At 56.3% G+C, this 17410-nt stretch carries 15 protein-coding genes and 1 riboswitch; of the genes, 8 read left to right on the top strand and 7 right to left on the bottom strand.

Annotation, left to right across the window (positions count from 1 at the left end):
* Positions 1–21: 21 nt before the first annotated feature.
* Positions 22–4245, top strand: a complete 4224-nt coding sequence (rpoC, locus tag OXR04_RS21390) for a DNA-directed RNA polymerase subunit beta' (RefSeq protein ID WP_009092657.1) — start codon at positions 22–24, stop codon at positions 4243–4245.
* Between the two features lie 54 nt (positions 4246–4299).
* Here the strand turns inward: rpoC and OXR04_RS21385 are convergent, their stop codons facing one another.
* Positions 4300–4482 (bottom strand): DUF1127 domain-containing protein, encoded by a 183-nt coding sequence (locus tag OXR04_RS21385; protein WP_046100988.1) that lies wholly within the window; start codon positions 4480–4482, stop codon positions 4300–4302.
* Positions 4483–4656: 174 nt separating this feature from the next.
* Here OXR04_RS21385 and OXR04_RS21380 point away from each other — a divergent pair, with 174 nt between their 5' ends.
* On the top strand, positions 4657–6111 hold the full coding sequence (locus tag OXR04_RS21380; RefSeq protein ID WP_009092655.1) for a PLP-dependent aminotransferase family protein: 1455 nt from the start codon (positions 4657–4659) through the stop codon (positions 6109–6111).
* A gap of 193 nt (positions 6112–6304) precedes the next feature.
* Here the strand turns inward: OXR04_RS21380 and thiE are convergent, their stop codons facing one another.
* The 3 genes from thiE to rsd all read right to left on the bottom strand — a co-directional run bounded on the left by thiE (position 6305) and on the right by rsd (position 9704).
* Positions 6305–6931 (bottom strand): thiamine phosphate synthase, encoded by a 627-nt coding sequence (gene thiE, locus OXR04_RS21375; RefSeq protein WP_009092654.1) that lies wholly within the window; start codon positions 6929–6931, stop codon positions 6305–6307.
* 2 nt (positions 6932–6933) lie between these two features.
* Entirely contained in the window at positions 6934–8856 is a 1923-nt protein-coding gene (gene thiC, locus OXR04_RS21370; RefSeq protein WP_009092653.1) for a phosphomethylpyrimidine synthase ThiC, read from the bottom strand.
* Positions 8857–8943: 87 nt separating this feature from the next.
* Positions 8944–9044, bottom strand: a riboswitch (TPP riboswitch).
* 153 nt (positions 9045–9197) lie between these two features.
* Positions 9198–9704 carry a sigma D regulator gene (gene rsd, locus OXR04_RS21365; protein ID WP_267372840.1) on the bottom strand — a complete coding sequence of 169 codons (507 nt, stop codon included), beginning with the start codon at positions 9702–9704 and terminating at the stop codon, positions 9198–9200.
* A gap of 89 nt (positions 9705–9793) precedes the next feature.
* On the opposite strand from rsd, the gene nudC reads away from it, so the two are divergent.
* From nudC to OXR04_RS21335, 6 genes are all read left to right on the top strand, one after another.
* Positions 9794–10564, top strand: a complete 771-nt coding sequence (gene nudC / locus OXR04_RS21360; RefSeq protein ID WP_009092651.1) for an NAD(+) diphosphatase — start codon at positions 9794–9796, stop codon at positions 10562–10564.
* Between the two features lie 40 nt (positions 10565–10604).
* The gene (gene hemE, locus OXR04_RS21355; RefSeq protein WP_009092650.1) at positions 10605–11672 is read left to right on the top strand and encodes a uroporphyrinogen decarboxylase; all 1068 of its coding nucleotides are present in this window, start codon (positions 10605–10607) and stop codon (positions 11670–11672) included.
* A 2-nt stretch (positions 11673–11674) separates the two neighbouring features.
* Positions 11675–12343, top strand: coding sequence for a deoxyribonuclease V (gene nfi / locus OXR04_RS21350; protein WP_009092649.1), 669 nt, complete (start codon positions 11675–11677; stop codon positions 12341–12343).
* 63 nt (positions 12344–12406) lie between these two features.
* Positions 12407–12997, top strand: coding sequence for a YjaG family protein (locus tag OXR04_RS21345; protein WP_009092648.1), 591 nt, complete (start codon positions 12407–12409; stop codon positions 12995–12997).
* 188 nt (positions 12998–13185) lie between these two features.
* The gene (hupA, locus tag OXR04_RS21340) at positions 13186–13458 is read left to right on the top strand and encodes a nucleoid-associated protein HU-alpha (RefSeq protein ID WP_003850136.1); all 273 of its coding nucleotides are present in this window, start codon (positions 13186–13188) and stop codon (positions 13456–13458) included.
* A 69-nt stretch (positions 13459–13527) separates the two neighbouring features.
* Complete coding sequence (locus OXR04_RS21335; RefSeq protein ID WP_009092647.1) at positions 13528–14190, top strand: DUF1481 domain-containing protein; 663 nt, start codon at positions 13528–13530, stop codon at positions 14188–14190.
* Positions 14191–14223: 33 nt separating this feature from the next.
* Here the strand turns inward: OXR04_RS21335 and purD are convergent, their stop codons facing one another.
* The 3 genes from purD to OXR04_RS21320 form a co-directional block, all read right to left on the bottom strand.
* A complete protein-coding gene (gene purD, locus OXR04_RS21330; protein ID WP_009092646.1) occupies positions 14224–15504 on the bottom strand; it encodes a phosphoribosylamine--glycine ligase in 1281 nt (426 codons plus the stop codon).
* 19 nt (positions 15505–15523) lie between these two features.
* Positions 15524–17113: a bifunctional phosphoribosylaminoimidazolecarboxamide formyltransferase/IMP cyclohydrolase gene (gene purH / locus OXR04_RS21325; protein ID WP_267372843.1), complete on the bottom strand. Its 1590-nt coding sequence runs from the start codon at positions 17111–17113 to the stop codon at positions 15524–15526.
* A gap of 98 nt (positions 17114–17211) precedes the next feature.
* Positions 17212–17410: hypothetical protein (locus OXR04_RS21320; RefSeq protein WP_267372845.1), on the bottom strand; the 199-nt coding region annotated here is incomplete at its 5' end.

The following is a 17410-nucleotide window of genomic DNA, read 5'->3' as shown; positions in this document are numbered from 1 at the left end:
CACTCCGACGGGAGCTAATCCGTGAAAGACTTACTTAAGTTTCTGAAAGCGCAAACTAAGACCGAAGAGTTTGATGCGATCAAAATTGCGCTGGCTTCGCCAGACATGATCCGTTCCTGGTCTTTTGGTGAAGTGAAAAAGCCAGAAACCATTAACTACCGTACTTTTAAGCCAGAGCGCGATGGTCTGTTCTGTGCCCGTATCTTCGGGCCGGTAAAAGACTATGAGTGCCTGTGCGGTAAGTACAAGCGTCTGAAACACCGTGGTGTGATTTGTGAGAAGTGCGGCGTTGAAGTGACCCAGACTAAAGTACGCCGTGAGCGTATGGGCCACATCGAACTGGCGTCGCCGACTGCGCACATCTGGTTCCTGAAGTCACTGCCATCGCGTATCGGCTTGCTGCTGGATATGCCACTGCGTGACATCGAGCGCGTGCTCTACTTTGAATCTTACGTGGTAATCGAAGGTGGGATGACCAACCTCGAGAAGCGTCAGATCCTGACTGAAGAGCAGTACCTTGACGCACTGGAAGAGTTCGGTGACGAGTTCGACGCCAAAATGGGCGCCGAAGCGATCCAGGCCCTGTTGAAAAACATGGATCTGGACCAGGAGTGCGAGCAGCTGCGTGAAGAGCTGAACGAAACCAACTCTGAAACCAAGCGTAAAAAACTGACCAAGCGTATCAAGCTGCTGGAAGCGTTCGTTCAGTCTGGTAACAAGCCAGAGTGGATGATCCTGACCGTGCTGCCTGTTCTGCCACCGGATCTGCGTCCGCTGGTTCCGCTGGATGGCGGACGTTTTGCTACGTCAGATCTGAACGATCTTTATCGTCGCGTGATCAACCGTAACAACCGTCTGAAGCGCCTGCTGGATCTGGCTGCGCCAGATATCATCGTGCGCAACGAAAAGCGTATGCTGCAGGAAGCGGTCGATGCACTGCTGGACAACGGTCGTCGCGGTCGTGCGATCACTGGTTCCAACAAGCGTCCGCTGAAATCGCTGGCTGACATGATCAAAGGTAAGCAGGGTCGTTTCCGTCAGAACCTGCTGGGTAAACGTGTCGACTACTCCGGTCGTTCGGTTATCACCGTGGGTCCATACCTGCGTCTGCATCAGTGCGGTCTGCCGAAGAAAATGGCACTCGAACTGTTCAAACCGTTTATTTACGGCAAGCTGGAACTGCGTGGCCTGGCCACCACCATCAAAGCCGCGAAGAAAATGGTTGAGCGCGAAGAAGCGGTTGTCTGGGATATCCTCGACGAAGTGATCCGTGAGCACCCGGTTCTGCTGAACCGTGCGCCTACGCTGCACCGTCTGGGTATTCAGGCCTTTGAACCGGTTCTGATCGAAGGTAAAGCTATCCAGCTGCACCCGCTGGTTTGTGCGGCGTATAACGCCGACTTCGATGGTGACCAGATGGCTGTTCACGTTCCGCTGACGCTGGAAGCTCAGCTGGAAGCGCGTGCGCTGATGATGTCTACCAACAACATCCTGTCACCTGCGAACGGCGAGCCAATCATCGTTCCTTCTCAGGACGTTGTACTGGGTCTGTACTACATGACCCGTGACTGTGTTAACGCCAAAGGCGAAGGCATGGTACTGACTGGCCCGAAAGAAGCTGAGCGCATTTATCGCGCTGGCCTGGCCTCACTGCACGCTCGCGTTAAGGTGCGTATCACCGAACACGAGAAAAATGAGCAGGATGAGTGGGTTGCTAAAACCAGCCTGATCGACACCACGATTGGCCGTGCCATTCTGTGGATGATCGTGCCGAAAGGTCTGCCTTACTCCATCGTCAACCAGGCGCTGGGTAAAAAAGCGATCTCCAAAATGCTGAACACCTGTTACCGCATTCTGGGGCTGAAGCCGACCGTTATCTTTGCTGACCAGACCATGTACACCGGTTTCGCCTACGCAGCCCGTTCAGGCGCGTCAGTCGGTATCGACGACATGGTTATTCCAGAGAAGAAAGTGGAAATCATCACCGAAGCGGAAGCGGAAGTGGCTGAGATCCAGGAACAGTTCCAGTCTGGTCTGGTTACCGCGGGTGAACGTTATAACAAAGTCATCGATATCTGGGCCGCAGCCAACGAACGTGTTGCCAAAGCGATGATGGAAAACCTCTCTACTGAGACCGTGATTAACCGTGACGGCGAAGAAGAGAAACAGGTTTCCTTTAACAGCATCTTTATGATGGCCGACTCCGGTGCGCGTGGTTCTGCTGCACAGATTCGTCAGCTGGCCGGTATGCGTGGTCTGATGGCGAAGCCAGATGGCTCCATCATCGAGACGCCGATTACCGCGAACTTCCGTGAAGGTCTGAACGTACTCCAGTACTTCATCTCAACCCACGGTGCGCGTAAAGGTCTTGCGGATACCGCACTGAAAACCGCGAACTCCGGTTATCTGACGCGTCGTCTGGTTGACGTTGCCCAGGATCTGGTTGTGACCGAAGATGACTGTGGAACGCACGAAGGCATCATGATGACCCCGGTCATCGAAGGTGGCGACGTGAAAGAGCCACTGCGCGAACGCGTTCTGGGTCGTGTGACCGCGGAAGACGTTCTGAAGCCGGGCTCGGCTGACATTCTGGTTCCACGCAACACCCTGCTCGATGAGCACTGGTGTGACGTGCTGGAACTGAACTCAGTCGACAGCCTGAAAGTGCGTTCGGTCGTAGGTTGTGAAACTGACTTTGGTGTGTGTGCACACTGCTACGGTCGCGACCTGGCACGTGGTCACATCATCAACAAAGGTGAAGCGATCGGTGTTATCGCGGCACAGTCCATCGGTGAGCCGGGTACACAGCTGACGATGCGTACGTTCCACATCGGTGGTGCGGCATCACGTGCGGCTGCTGAATCCAGCATTCAGGTGAAGAACAAAGGTACCATCAAGCTGACCAACGCTAAGTCGGTAACGAACTCGGCAGGTAAGCTGGTGATCACCTCGCGTAACGTCGAACTGAAAATGATCGATGAATTTGGTCGTACCAAAGAGAGCTATAAAGTTCCTTACGGTTCTACCATGGCGAAAGGTGATGGTGAGCAGGTTGCAGCGGGCGAAACCGTAGCAAACTGGGATCCGCATACCATGCCAGTTATCACCGAAGTGGGCGGTTTCATTCGCTTCACCGACATGATTGACGGCCAGACCATTACCCGTCAGACAGATGATCTGACCGGTCTTTCTTCGCTGGTGGTGCTGGACAGTGCTGAACGTACGTCAGGCGGTAAAGATCTGCGTCCTGCGCTGAAAATTGTTGATGCCAGCGGCAACGACGTTCTGATCCCAGGCACTGATATGCCTGCTCAGTACTTCCTGCCGGGTAAAGCGATTGTTCAGCTGGAAGATGGCGTTAAGATCAGTGCCGGTGACACGCTGGCGCGTGTTCCGCAGGAATCTGGCGGTACCAAGGATATCACCGGTGGTCTGCCACGCGTTGCTGACCTGTTCGAAGCGCGTCGTCCGAAAGAGCCGGCTATCCTGGCTGAGATCAGCGGTATCATCTCCTTCGGTAAAGAGACCAAAGGTAAACGTCGTCTGGTCATCACGCCGCTGGATGGCAGTGAGCCATACGAAGAGATGATTCCGAAATGGCGTCAGCTGAACGTGTTCGAAGGTGAACGTGTTGAGCGCGGTGACGTGGTTTCCGATGGCCCAGAGTCTCCACATGACATCCTGCGCTTGCGTGGCGTGCATGCGGTGACCCGTTACATCACTAACGAAGTGCAGGAAGTTTATCGTCTGCAGGGCGTTAAGATTAACGATAAGCACATCGAAGTCATCGTTCGTCAGATGCTGCGTAAAGCGACCATCGTGAGCGCAGGAAGCACCGACTTCCTGGAAGGTGAGCAGGCTGAATTCTCTCGCATCAAGATCTCTAACCGTGATCTGGAAGCGAACGGAAAAGTTGGCGCAACCTTCGTACGTGACCTGCTGGGTATTACCAAAGCATCACTGGCAACCGAATCGTTCATCTCTGCCGCATCGTTCCAGGAAACGACCCGTGTCCTGACCGAAGCAGCAGTAGCAGGCAAGCGTGATGAACTGCGCGGCCTGAAAGAGAACGTCATCGTGGGTCGTCTGATCCCGGCCGGTACCGGTTATGCATACCATCAGGATCGTATGCGCCGTAAAGCGGCGGGTGAAGTTCCGGCTGCACCGCAGGTGACTGCGGATGAAGCCTCAGCCAGCCTGGCTGAACTGCTGAACGCCGGCCTCGGCGGCAGCAAAGACGATTAATCGTCCTTCGCCTGATAAAAACCCTGCTTCGGCAGGGTTTTTTTTGTCTCTGATTCAGCCATTCCAGTCATTGCGGCCGATGCCGATATCTTTCAGCTGACTGTCACTCAGTCTCGACAGAATAGCGCGCGTTTCGCGCCGCAGCTGCCAGCGTCTGAAGCTGCGCCAGAGATAACGGAGCAGAAGGTAAGGCGTAACGGCAAAAGGCTTAGCGGCGCGATTTTCATCATATCCCATGATAGTTTCCTCAATGATTGGCCTGAGCACTATTTTCCAGGGATACACCTGTATGATACAGACTCAAAAATCACCTTTTATTAACATACAGATTGAAGAGATCGCGATCTGAATGGTAAAAAAGGAGCCTGACTGTACTGGTCGATCATCATCACGCTGGCAGGAGAGGATACAATGACCCGCTATGAACATCTGGCCACGTTGCTGGCACAGCGTATCGAACAGGGCTTGTTTCGCAGCGGGGAGCGTCTGCCCTCTGTGCGCAGCCTGAGTGCGGAACATGGGGTGAGTATCAGCACGGTGCAGCAGGCTTATCGCCTGCTGGAAGAGAAGCAGATGATTATCCCGCAGTCGCGCTCCGGCTATTTTGTGGCGTCGCACAAAGCCACGCCGCCGGTACCTGCGCTGACCCGTCCCGTGCAGCGGCCTGTTGAGGTGACGCAGTGGGACGCGGTGCTGGAGCTGCTCAACAGCCGGCTGGAAGATGACGTACTGCAACTGGGCAGCGGCATGCCCGATCTGACCCAGCCGACCCTGAAGCCGCTGTGGAAAGCCTTCAGCCGTCAGGCTCAGAAGCAGGAGGCTGGCCTGCTGAATTATGACACCCTCTATGGCGTTCTCGCGCTGCGGAAACAGGTTGCCCGGCTGGCGATCGATAGCGGCTGTCAGCTTACCGCCGATGATATTGTTATCACAACCGGCTGCCATGAAGCCTTATCGGTAGCCGTGCGGGCGGTCTGTGAACCGGGCGATATCATCGCCGTCGAGTCGCCCTCTTTTCACGGTATCATGCAAACCCTGCGTGGCTTTGGCATCCGGGCCATTGAGATTCCGACCGATGCGATAACCGGCATCAGTCTTGAGGCGCTGGAACTGGCTTTTGACCAGTGGCCCATTAAAGCGGTCATCGTTGTTCCGAACTGCAATAATCCGCTCGGCTTTATCATGCCTGAGGCGCGCAAACGGGCGTTACTGGCGCTGGCGCAGCGTTTTGATGCGGCCATCATCGAAGATGACGTTTATGGAGAGTTAGCCTGGGAATATCCCCGTCCGCCCGCCATTAAGGCGCTCGATATGGATGGCCGGGTGCTGCTCTGCAGCTCCTTTTCAAAAACGCTGGCGCCAGGTCTGCGGGTTGGCTGGGTGGCACCTGGCCGTTATCGCGACCGCGTGCTGCACATGAAATATATCGTCACAGGCTCTACGGCTACGCAGCCTCAGCATGCCGTTTCCGAGTTTATCCGCCAGGGGCATTATCAGCCTCATCTGCGCCGGATGCGGCAGATCTATCACCGCAACTATGAAACTTTCAGCTGCTGGGTGCGCCACTACTTTCCCTGCGGTATCTGCGTCTCCCGTCCTCAGGGCGGTTTTATGATGTGGATAGAACTTCCTGAAGCGTTTGACGCCGTCCGGCTTAACCGCGAACTGCGCGAGTCAAAAATCCAGATTGCCGTCGGCTCACTCTTTTCAGCATCGGGGAAATATCGCAACTGTCTGCGTCTGAACTTTGCGCTGCCCATCACCGATCAGACGGAACAGGCGCTGGCACGGCTGGGGGCGGCCGTGGAACGCGCCATGCTCTCCTGTCAGCATGAGACGCCTGCTTCCGCTCCCGATGTCGCTTAAACCGAAGAAGAAGCAGGGCCGGCAAGAGGAGGGAACCGGCCCTGGTCAGATAACCGTCACCTGACGACGGCCACGTTAAAGTACCGGTTCAGGAGGTGCCACCCTCAGCCTCTGCTTCTGCGCGCCGCTTTCCCGGAAAGTGGTGGACGTTACCGCATTTGCCGCCAGGATGCGGGACAGGTTCCGGAAATCGCTATCCGTGAGGCTCTGCCAGCGCCAGCAGGGTGCGCGTGGCTTCACGCCAGTCATCTGCCTGGGTTATCGCACTCACCACAGCAATGCTGCCCACGCCGGTTGCCAGGACTTCCGGTGCCCGGGCAATCGAGATACCGCCAATCGCCACGGTGGGGATGTGCGTCAGGCGTGCCAGATGTCGCTTCAGTTGTTCCACGCCCTGAGGCGCAGAAGGCATCGCTTTGGTCTGCGTCGGGAAGATATGTCCCAGTGCAATGTAAGAGGGCTGGATCGCCAGGGCGCGATCCAGTTCGGTATCATCATGGGTGGAGATCCCGAGCCGCAATCCTGCCTGGCGAATCCGGGCGAGATCGGCAACATCCAGATCTTCCTGACCCAGATGCACACCATAGGCGTCATGTCTGATCGCCAGCTCCCAGTAATCATTGATAAACAGGCGCGCATCGTAGCGTTTGCCCAGCGCTATCGCCTGAGCAATCGCGGGTTCGGCAATCTCATCGGGCTGATCTTTGATGCGCAGCTGCAACGTGCGCACGCCCGCCGTCAGCAGGCGTTCAATCCAGGCGGGGCTGTCAACCACCGGATAGAGCCCCAGGCGCGGGGCGGTAGCAGGAAAGGCAGACATGGTTACTCCTCCTCAATAACATCGGCAGAGTGATAAAGCTCACCCCCGCGGCTGCGGAAATGCTCTGACATCCGGGCCATGCCCACTTCCACCGGTTCAGCGCGGCTATCCTGGCGTGCCGCAAACTCGCGTACCTCCTGAGAAATCTTCATTGAGCAGAATTTAGGGCCGCACATTGAACAGAAATGGGCTACTTTGCCTGACTCCTGCGGCAGGGTTTCATCATGCATGGCGCGGGCGGTGTGAGGGTCCAAAGCCAGGTTGAACTGATCTTCCCAGCGGAATTCAAAGCGCGCTTTGGACATGGCGTTATCGCGGATCTGCGCGGCGGGATGGCCTTTAGCCAGGTCGGCAGCATGTGCCGCGATTTTGTAGGTGATCAGCCCCTGTTTGACATCCTCTTTGTTCGGCAGCCCCAGATGCTCTTTAGGTGTGACGTAACAGAGCATGGCGCAGCCAAACCAGCCAATCATGGCGGCCCCGATTCCGGAGGTAAAGTGGTCATAGCCCGGTGCGATGTCGGTGGTCAGCGGGCCGAGGGTGTAGAAGGGGGCTTCATCGCACAGGTCGAGCTGTTCGGTCATGTTGCGGCGGATCATATGCATCGGCACATGGCCCGGCCCTTCAATCATCACCTGCACATCATATTCCCAGGCAATACGGGTCAGTTCGCCCAGGGTACGCAGCTCAGCGAACTGCGCCTCATCGTTCGCATCCTGAATTGAACCCGGCCGCAGACCATCGCCCAGCGACAGCGACACATCGTAAGCGGCGCAGATTTCACAAATCTCCCGGAAATGCTGATAAAGGAAGTTCTCCTGATGATGCGACAGGCACCATTTCGCCATGATCGATCCGCCGCGCGACACGATCCCGGTCAGCCGCTTCGCCGTCATCGGGACATAACGCAGCAGGACGCCAGCGTGTATCGTGAAGTAATCCACCCCCTGTTCCGCCTGCTCAAGCAGCGTGTCGCGGAAAACGTCCCAGTTCAGCGCCTCGGCCACGCCGTTCACTTTTTCCAGCGCCTGATAGATCGGCACTGTGCCGATGGGGACCGGGCTGTTCCGCAGAATCCACTCGCGCGTTTCATGAATATAGCGGCCGGTAGAGAGATCCATCACCGTATCGGCCCCCCAGCGCGTCGACCAGACCAGTTTTTCCACTTCCTCTTCGATGGAGGAGGTGACCGCTGAGTTACCGATATTGGCATTCACCTTAACCAGAAAGTTGCGGCCGATGATCATCGGCTCCGATTCCGGGTGATTGATATTGGCAGGGATGATGGCCCGTCCGGCTGCCACCTCCTGCCGCACAAACTCTGGTGTGATGCTGGCTGGCAGATGCGCGCCAAAACTGTGGCCCGGATGCTGTTGCAGCAGCACTTCACTGCGAATCCGCTCACGGCCCATATTTTCCCGCAGCGCAATAAACTCCATTTCCGGGGTGATGATCCCCTGTCGGGCATAATGCAGCTGGGTGACGCGGCGGCCTGCACAGGCCCGGCGCGGCGTCGGTAAGTGATCGAAGCGCAGATGGTCCAGCCCCTCATCAGCCAGCCGTTGCTGGGTGTAGCCGGAACTGTTTTGTGGCAGGTATTCGCTGTCATCGCGTTCCGCTATCCAGCGGGCGCGCAGTTTTTCCAGGCCGCGATGAACATCGATCTGTGCCGCGGGATCGCCATAGGCACCTGCCGTGTCGTAAACCGGCACCGCTTCGTTTGGCTCATAGGTCGGCTGCGCTTTGCTGCCACCGGTGTGGGTCGGGCTTAGCGTGATCTCGCGCATCGGAACGCGAATATCGTCACGGCTGCCGGTTATCCAGATGCGACGGGACTGGGGAAATGCACTGCCGCTTTGCAGCGAATCGATAAATTCCTGCGCCTGGGCACGTTGTTCACGACGGGTCATTTTTGGGTCAGACATAGCAATCTTCCTGTTCAGGGGGAACGATGCTTGTCCGGAGTTCGGAAGGAGTAGCGGTATCGGCAGCATAAGAATGCTGGCATACCGTAAAAATTTACTCTTGTTCCCTTCGCAGGTTCTAACCTGATCAGGTTCCGCGGATCCCGAATTAACGGTCTCAGCCCGGCTGGGCACTCCGACAAGAAGCGCTTTTTACGCACCAATCTGACCGGCAGATCGGGCGTAAAAATCGTGTTTTTCACAGCAAAAAACAAAAAATGTTCGTCGGCGTAGTGGCCTCGGAACCTCTTCAGCATAAAAGGGCGAGTGGATAATCTCAACCCTTTTGGTGGTGATACCGGTTAAGCGGGACGGGCAATCTGACTGTCATTGGCAACCGGCGGGGTAGCCAGCTGATTATCCCATGCCAGCTGGATTAGCTTATCTTCCAGCGTGAAGCGCGACTCCAGCACCTCGCCCACTTCTGAAAGCGCCTGCTGGAAAGTCATGCAGTTTTCATCGTCTATCGCCTGTTGCAGGTGACCATCATAGAGCTGCATCAGCCGCTCGGTGTTGGCTTCCAGTGGCGGATAGATCTGCGCAGCCGCAATCATCGGGCTGTCACCGTTCATTTCACTGACAACACGTTCATAGATACTGAAGTGACCGGCCGAAAGATAATCGACCAGGCTGTGACAGAAGTTGTCCAGCGCCTGCTCATCGAGACGGGTCAGGGCTTCTTTGTTGGGCTTCAGGCCGACCAGATGATAATAGGTCACCAGCAGCTGGCGACGGGCTTCGAGCCAGGAATCGACCAGCTCATTACTGCCACCTACGCGTTCAGCCAGGACGTTTAACTGGTTAAGCATATCTGACTCCATGTGAGTTATAGTTGTTTATCAACACACTTAACATCAGGGCTTCAGCGTACGATTTGACGCTAAGGATGACGAAATAAATGCAATGCGAAATCTCAAGCGTAGACGCTGGATGGTGGATTGTCAGCCATGAACAGAAACTTTGGTTGCCACAAGGTGATTTACCCCACGGAAACGCCGAAAATTTTGGTCTGACTGGCAGTAAAGCACGCCTTATCGGAGAGTGGCAGGGCGAAAATGTCTGGCTGATTTGTGCGTCACGCTCTGCCGATATGTTCTCCGTGCGGCAGTTGATCGATCAGGATGTCGGACTGTTTCAGCTGGCGGGGCGGGGTGTGCAGCTGGCGGAGTTTTACCGCTCTCATCGCTGGTGCGGCTACTGCGGCCATGAAATGCATCACAGCAGGCATGAATTTGCCTGCCTGTGCAGTCATTGCCGTGAGCGTTACTATCCGCAAATCGCCCCCTGCATCATCGTGGCTATCCGTCGTGGTGATGAAATCCTGCTGGCAAATCATGCCCGCCATCGCAACAAGGTCTATACCGTGCTGGCCGGCTTTGTGGAGGTCGGTGAGACGCTGGAGCAGGCCGTAGCCCGCGAAGTGATGGAGGAGAGCAACATCCGCGTCAAAAACGTGCGCTATGTGACCTCTCAGCCGTGGCCCTTTCCGCAATCCCTGATGACCGCCTTCATGGCGGAGTATGACAGCGGCGATCTGCAGCATGATGGCAAAGAGCTGCTGGATGCGGCCTGGTTCCGTTTTGATGACCTTCCCCTGCTGCCTCCGCCCGGCACCGTGGCACGCCGCCTGATTGAAGATACCGTCGCCCTGTGCCGCGCTGAAGTGTGAAAGTGCTACACTACACGCCTGTTATTGAGAGAGTGTTGAGATGAGTGAACTGAAGAACGATCGTTATTTGCGTGCCCTGTTACGTCAGCCGGTGGATGTCACGCCGGTATGGATGATGCGACAAGCCGGGCGCTATTTGCCGGAGTACAAAGCGACACGCGCCCAGGCGGGTGATTTTATGTCGCTGTGTAAAAACGCCGAGCTGGCCTGTGAAGTCACCCTGCAGCCGCTGCGTCGTTTTCCGCTGGATGCCGCCATCCTCTTCAGTGACATCCTGACGATTCCGGATGCGATGGGACTGGGACTCTATTTTGAAACCGGTGAAGGCCCGCGTTTCTCAAACCCTGTAACCTGCCGCGCTGACGTTGATCGCTTGCCGGTGCCCGATCCGGAGATGGAGCTGGGCTATGTGATGAACGCGGTTCGCACCATCCGCCGCAATCTGAATGGCGAGGTGCCGCTGATCGGCTTCTCCGGCAGTCCATGGACGCTGGCCACCTACATGGTGGAAGGCGGCAGCAGCAAAGCGTTTACCCGAATCAAAAAGATGATGTATGCCGAGCCTGCTACGTTGCATGCGATGCTGGATAAGCTGGCTGACAGCGTCATTCTCTATCTCAATGCGCAGATTCGCGCAGGTGCCCAGTCGGTGATGGTCTTCGACACCTGGGGCGGCGTGCTGACCGGCCGTGACTACCGCGAATTCTCCCTTCACTACATGCACAAAATTGTTGATGGCCTGCTGCGTGAAAATGATGGCCGCCGCGTGCCGGTGACGCTGTTCACCAAAGGCGGTGGACAGTGGCTGGAAGCGATGGCCGCCACCGGCTGTGATGCGCTGGGTCTCGACTGGACCACCGACATTGACGATGCGCGCCGTCGCGTGGGCGATAAAGTTGCGCTGCAGGGCAATATGGACCCCTCTATGCTCTATGCGGCACCTGAACGTATTGAGCAGGAAGTGGCCGGTATTCTGGAGCGCTTTGGTTCCGGCACCGGCCATGTCTTTAATCTGGGGCACGGCATTCATCTGGATGTGCCACCGGAAAATGCCGGTGTCTTTGTTGATGCTGTGCATCGTTTATCACGTCCCTGGCATCAGGAGTAATCATGGATATTGCCGCACTTCGCGCTGAGCAGTTACAACGCGCCGCTGACGTGGTGCGTGACGATGATTTTGATGTGTTACCGCCTCGCTATATCGGCGGGGCCGACGTAGGTTTTGAGCAGGAAGGCACGATCACACGCGCAGCGATGGTAATCCTGGAGTACCCATCGCTTCGGCTGGTGGAGCATCGCATCGCGCGTATTGAGACGACGATGCCCTATATCCCGGGCTTTCTCTCCTTCCGGGAATATCCGGCCCTGATGGCCGCCTGGGAGATGCTGGAGCAGAAGCCGGACCTGCTGTTTGTGGATGGACACGGAATTTCGCATCCCAGACGGCTCGGCGTTGCCTCGCATTTTGGTCTGCTGGTGGATGTGCCTACTATCGGGGTCGCGAAAAGCCGGCTGTGTGGTCGTTTTGCCGATCTGGATGCGCAACCGGGCAGCCGCCAGCCGCTGATCGACAAAGGTGAGCAGATTGGCTGGGTATGGCGCAGCAAGCAACGCTGCAACCCGCTGTTCGTCGCCACCGGCCACCGTGTCAGCCTGGATACTGCGCTGCAGTGGGTCGAAAACTGTACGCGCGGTTACCGTTTGCCGGAACCCACCCGCTGGGCCGATGCAGTGGCGTCGAACCGTTCCGCTTTCCAGCGCTGGCAAAACGCGCTTTAACACTGTTTGTGCTGCGCTTTTGCAGTTACACTGCGGCCAGCGAAACGAATAAGAGCCACCTTTATGTTACAAAATCCCGTTCATCTGCGTCTGGCGAAGCTGGAAAGCTGGCAGCATCTGACGTTTATGGCCTGCCTGTGCGAGCGTATGTACCCCAACTATCGCGCATTCTGCGAGCAGACTGAATTTGCCGATCCGGCACTCTATCGCCGCATCCTTGATCTGATCTGGGAAAACCTGACGGTCAAAGATGCGAAGATTAACTTCGACAGCCAGCTGGAAAAGCTCGAGGCTGCCATTCCCGATGGCGATGCGTTTGAGGTCTATGGCGTCTATCCGGCTATCGATGCCTGCGTGGCCCTGAGCGAAGTGTTACATGCCCAGCTGAGTGGTGAAACGCTGGAGCATGCGATTGAAGTCAGCAGGACATCCATTACGACGGTTGCCATGCTGGAAATGACACAGGCTGGACGCGAAATGACCGATGAGGAGCTGCGTGAAAACCCGGCTATCATCGATGAGTGGGACCTCCAGTGGGAGATTTTCCGCCTGCTGGCGGAGTGTGAAGAGCGCGACCTTGAATTGATTAAAGGTCTGCGATCTGACCTGCGTGAAGCGGGAATAAGTAACATCGGTATAAATTTCCAGCAGTAAGGCGATAAAACGTGACTTCAGGCCCGAATTAGCGCGCCTGGAGGCTTCACATTGGCCCCCTCTCTGGTCTACATTTGGGGGGCTGAAAATTGTGGCTATCGGTGCGTGCAGGCAGAAGAGTGCCAGAATATGGCTTTTCCCTCGCACTCGTTGCTTAGCAAGCGATAAATACACTTTAAGGATAACTTATGAACAAGACTCAACTGATTGATGTGATCGCAGAAAAAGCTGACCTGTCTAAAACCCAGGCTAAGGCAGCGCTGGAATCTACTCTGGCTGCGATCACTGAGTCTCTGAAAGATGGTGATGCTGTACAACTGGTTGGTTTTGGTACTTTTAAAGTGAACCACCGCGCTGAGCGTACCGGTCGTAACCCGCAGACTGGCAAAGAGATCAAAATCGCTGCAGCAAACGTACCGGCATTCGTGTCTGGTAAAGCGCTGAAAGACGCCGTTAAGTAAGACGTCGCACTGCGGTTAAGCTTTAAAACAGGGGGCGTTTCGCCCCTTTTGTTTAAGAGGCCAGCCATCATGACCCCGCTGTTTCAGCGTTTAGCTGTTCTGTTTCTCTCCCTGTTTCTGTTTAGCTGCAGCTCTGTTCCGGATATTCCCCCCTTTTCTGCCAGTGGCTATCTTGCCGATCGTGGTGTTGTGCGCATCTGGCGTAAAAACAGCGATCACCAGTCTGTCCATATTCGTACGATCTACACGCCGTTCAGTGGCGGTGAGGGCGAGGTGACCGATTATGTCTGGCTGGAAGAGGCGCTGATCAGCGTTCAGCGCCAGGTAAAAGGAAAGCAGCCTGATGATGTCACCCTGCGCTTTGACCAGGCGGGCGGCCTCAACTTTATGCAGCGTCAGCTGTCAGACCGGCGTGAAGCCGTGAGTGCTGATGCGGTGGAACTCTATAAGTTTGACGCTCAGCGGATGCGTAACCTGAGTGATGCGCTGTTAAGCGGTCGGGTATTCCTGAGGCAGGGACACTGGCTGGGCAACAATCTGCTGGAGAGTTGTGAAGGTCAGCAGGTCAGGCCCGCTTTTGATGCTGATGCCCTGCGGATACTGACACAGCAGCAGCGCAGCGCCCCGGCACCGCTGATGGTGTCATGGCTGGACGCGCCGGAAGGCATACAGCTGTTGCGGATCAGTCAGCAGGATGAGTGCGCGCAGCAGCCGACAGAAGATGATATGTAAAAATAAAAAGGGGGCACCCGGTGCCCCCTGAACTTATTTGCGATTAATGGCGCGATAGCCAATATCGCGGCGGCAGAAGCTGCCCTGCCACGAGATGGGCTGTGTCAGCGCATAAGCCCGCTTCTGTGCCGCAGCGACATCCTCACCCAGTGCGGTAACGCACAGCACGCGGCCACCGCTGGTCAGCACCCGATCCTCTTCCAGCCGGGTTCCGGCGTGAAAGACCTTGCCGTCCGCAACCTCTTCCAGTGGCAGACCGTGGATCTGATCACCCTGACTGTAGTCACCCGGATAACCGCCCGCCGCCAGTACCACACCGAGCGCAGGACGCGGATCCCACTGCGACGTTTTCTGATCCAGTTTACCCTCACAGGCGGCCAGGCAAAGATCGACCAGATCCGACTGCAGGCGCAGCATGATCGGCTGGGTTTCCGGATCGCCGAAGCGGCAGTTGAATTCGATTACTTTCGGCTGCCCGGTGCGATCGATCATCAGACCGGCGTAGAGAAAACCGGTGTAAACGTTGCCTTCAGCAGCCATGCCGCGCACCGTCGGCCAGATAACCTGATCCATGACGCGCTGGTGGATCTCATCGGTGACGACCGGCGCCGGGGAGTAGGCACCCATTCCGCCGGTGTTCGGACCGGTATCGCCATCGCCTACGCGTTTATGATCTTGGCTGGTGGCCATTGGCAGCACATGCTCGCCGTCGACCATTACAATAAAGCTGGCTTCTTCGCCATCCAGAAACTCTTCGATAACAATGCGGTGCCCGGCGTCGCCAAAGGCATTACCGGCCAGCATATCCTGAACGGCTTCTTCTGCTTCCTGCAGCGTCATCGCCACAATGACGCCTTTACCGGCGGCCAGGCCGTCAGCTTTAATGACGATAGGCGCGCCTTTCTCACGCAGATAAGCGAGAGCCGGCTCGACCTCGGTAAAGTTCTGGTATGCCGCGCTGGGGATCTGATGGCGCGCCAGGAAGTCTTTGGTAAATGCTTTTGAGCCTTCCAGCTGTGCGGCAGCCTGAGTCGGGCCAAAAATAGTCAGCCCAGCCTGACGGAATGCATCCACCACGCCAATGACCAGCGGTGCTTCCGGTCCGACAATGGTCAGATCGATCTTCTCACGCTGGGCAAAATCCAGCAGGGCAGGGATATCGGTCGCACTGATTGCGACATTCTGCAGCGCAGGCTCTAATGCCGTACCGGCGTTACCTGGCGCAACAAAGACGGTTTCTGCCAGCGGCGACTGTGCCGCTTTCCAGGCCAGCGCGTGTTCACGTCCGCCATTACCAATCACTAAAATTTTCATCTGTTACTCTCCGGAACGATTAATGACGGAAGTGGCGCATATCGGTAAAGATCATGGCAATGCCGTGCTCATCCGCCGCCGCAATCACCTCTTCATCGCGGATAGAGCCGCCAGGCTGAATCACACAGCTCACGCCCACCGCAGCGGCTGCATCAATACCGTCGCGGAAGGGGAAGAACGCATCTGACGCCATGGCAGAACCTTTCACTTCCAGTCCTTCATCGCCCGCTTTAATACCGGCAATTTTAGCGGAGTAGACGCGGCTCATCTGGCCGGCACCAATCCCGATCGTCATCCCGTCACGCGCATAGACAATGGCGTTGGATTTAACAAACTTCGCGACCTTCCAGCAGAAGAGGGCATCACGCAGCTCCTGCTCCGATGGCTGACGCTTGCTGACCACGCGCAGCTGGCTGGCATCGACCATACCGAGATCGCGATCCTGAACCAGCAGGCCACCGTTGACGCGTTTGAAATCCAGCGCTGCCGTGCGGTTTTGCCACTGGCCGCAGATCAGGACACGGACATTCTGTTTCGTCGCGGTAATCTTCAGCGCGGCCTCGGAAACGGCGGGCGCGATGATCACCTCAACGAACTGGCGGCTGATAATGGCCTGTGCTGTCGCTTCATCCAGCTCGCGGTTAAAGGCGATGATGCCCCCGAACGCAGAGGTAGGGTCGGTCTGGTAAGCACGGTCATAGGCTGACAGCAGGTCGTCGCCGGTCGCAACGCCACAGGGGTTAGCATGTTTAACAATGACGCAGGCGGGGTCACTGAACTCTTTGACACACTCGAGTGCGGCATCCGTATCAGCGATATTGTTATAGGAGAGCGCTTTGCCCTGAACCTGTTGCGCGGTGGCAACCGAGGCTTCAGAAACCTGCTCTTCTACATAGAAGGCCGCCTGCTGGTGGCTGTTTTCGCCGTAACGCATATCCTGCTTCTTGATGAAGTGCAGATTCAGGGTACGCGGGAAGCGACCTGCAGGCTGATTGCGTTCACCGTGATAGGCGGGCACCAGACTACCAAAGTAGTTCGCGATCATACCGTCGTAAGCGGCGGTGTGTTCAAACGCTTTGATCGCCAGATCGAAACGGGTGTCGAGCGTCAGGCCGTTCTGGTGGGCATCCATTTCAGCAATGATGGCGTCGTAGTCGCCGCTGCTGACCACGATGGCCACATCTTTATGGTTCTTGGCGGCAGAGCGCACCATGGTCGGGCCGCCGATATCAATGTTTTCTACTGCGTCTTCCAGTGAGCATCCTTCACGGGCAACGGTCTGGGCAAAGGGATAGAGATTAACGACCACCATGTCGATAGGGCTGATGTCATGCTGCGCCATGATGGCATCATCCTGGCCGCGACGACCCAGAATGCCGCCATGCACTTTCGGATGCAGGGTTTTGACGCGTCCATCCATCATTTCCGGGAAACCGGTGTAATCAGAGACTTCTGTGACAGCCAGACCCGCATCCGCCAGCAGGCGAGCGGTTCCACCTGTGGAGAGCAGTTCGACACCGCGACTGGAGAGCGCCTGAGCAAATTCGAGGATGCCGGCTTTGTCAGAGACACTGAGCAAGGCGCGGCGTACAGGACGAGGTTGTTGCATGGTGGTTTATCCCTTGGCTTTGTTTCGCGTATAGAAGAGCGTTACATCAGGTTTTACAGCGGTTTTCTCTTCTATATAAGAAGGAAAGATCAAAAACCTCAGATAACGCCCCTAAAAGGGGAGTCCGTCATATTGCCCGGCATTGTAGCGAAAACGTTTGCGTGATGCTCGCCTAAATTTGCCAGGCCCGGTGAATGTGGATAACGCTGTGTGTAACTGCGTATAACAGCGACTTTTGCTGTGGAATGCAGCGAACGCGCTTTTTTCTGCAATTTATGGGTTGCGCCTGTCTGACAA

The organism is Pantoea sp. GM_Pan_3 (assembly GCF_026541045.1).
Taxonomy (GTDB): Bacteria; Pseudomonadota; Gammaproteobacteria; order Enterobacterales; family Enterobacteriaceae; genus Pantoea; species Pantoea anthophila.
The sequence above is the reverse complement of the archived record's forward strand: the minus strand, read 5'-3'. Positions and strand labels throughout refer to the sequence as shown.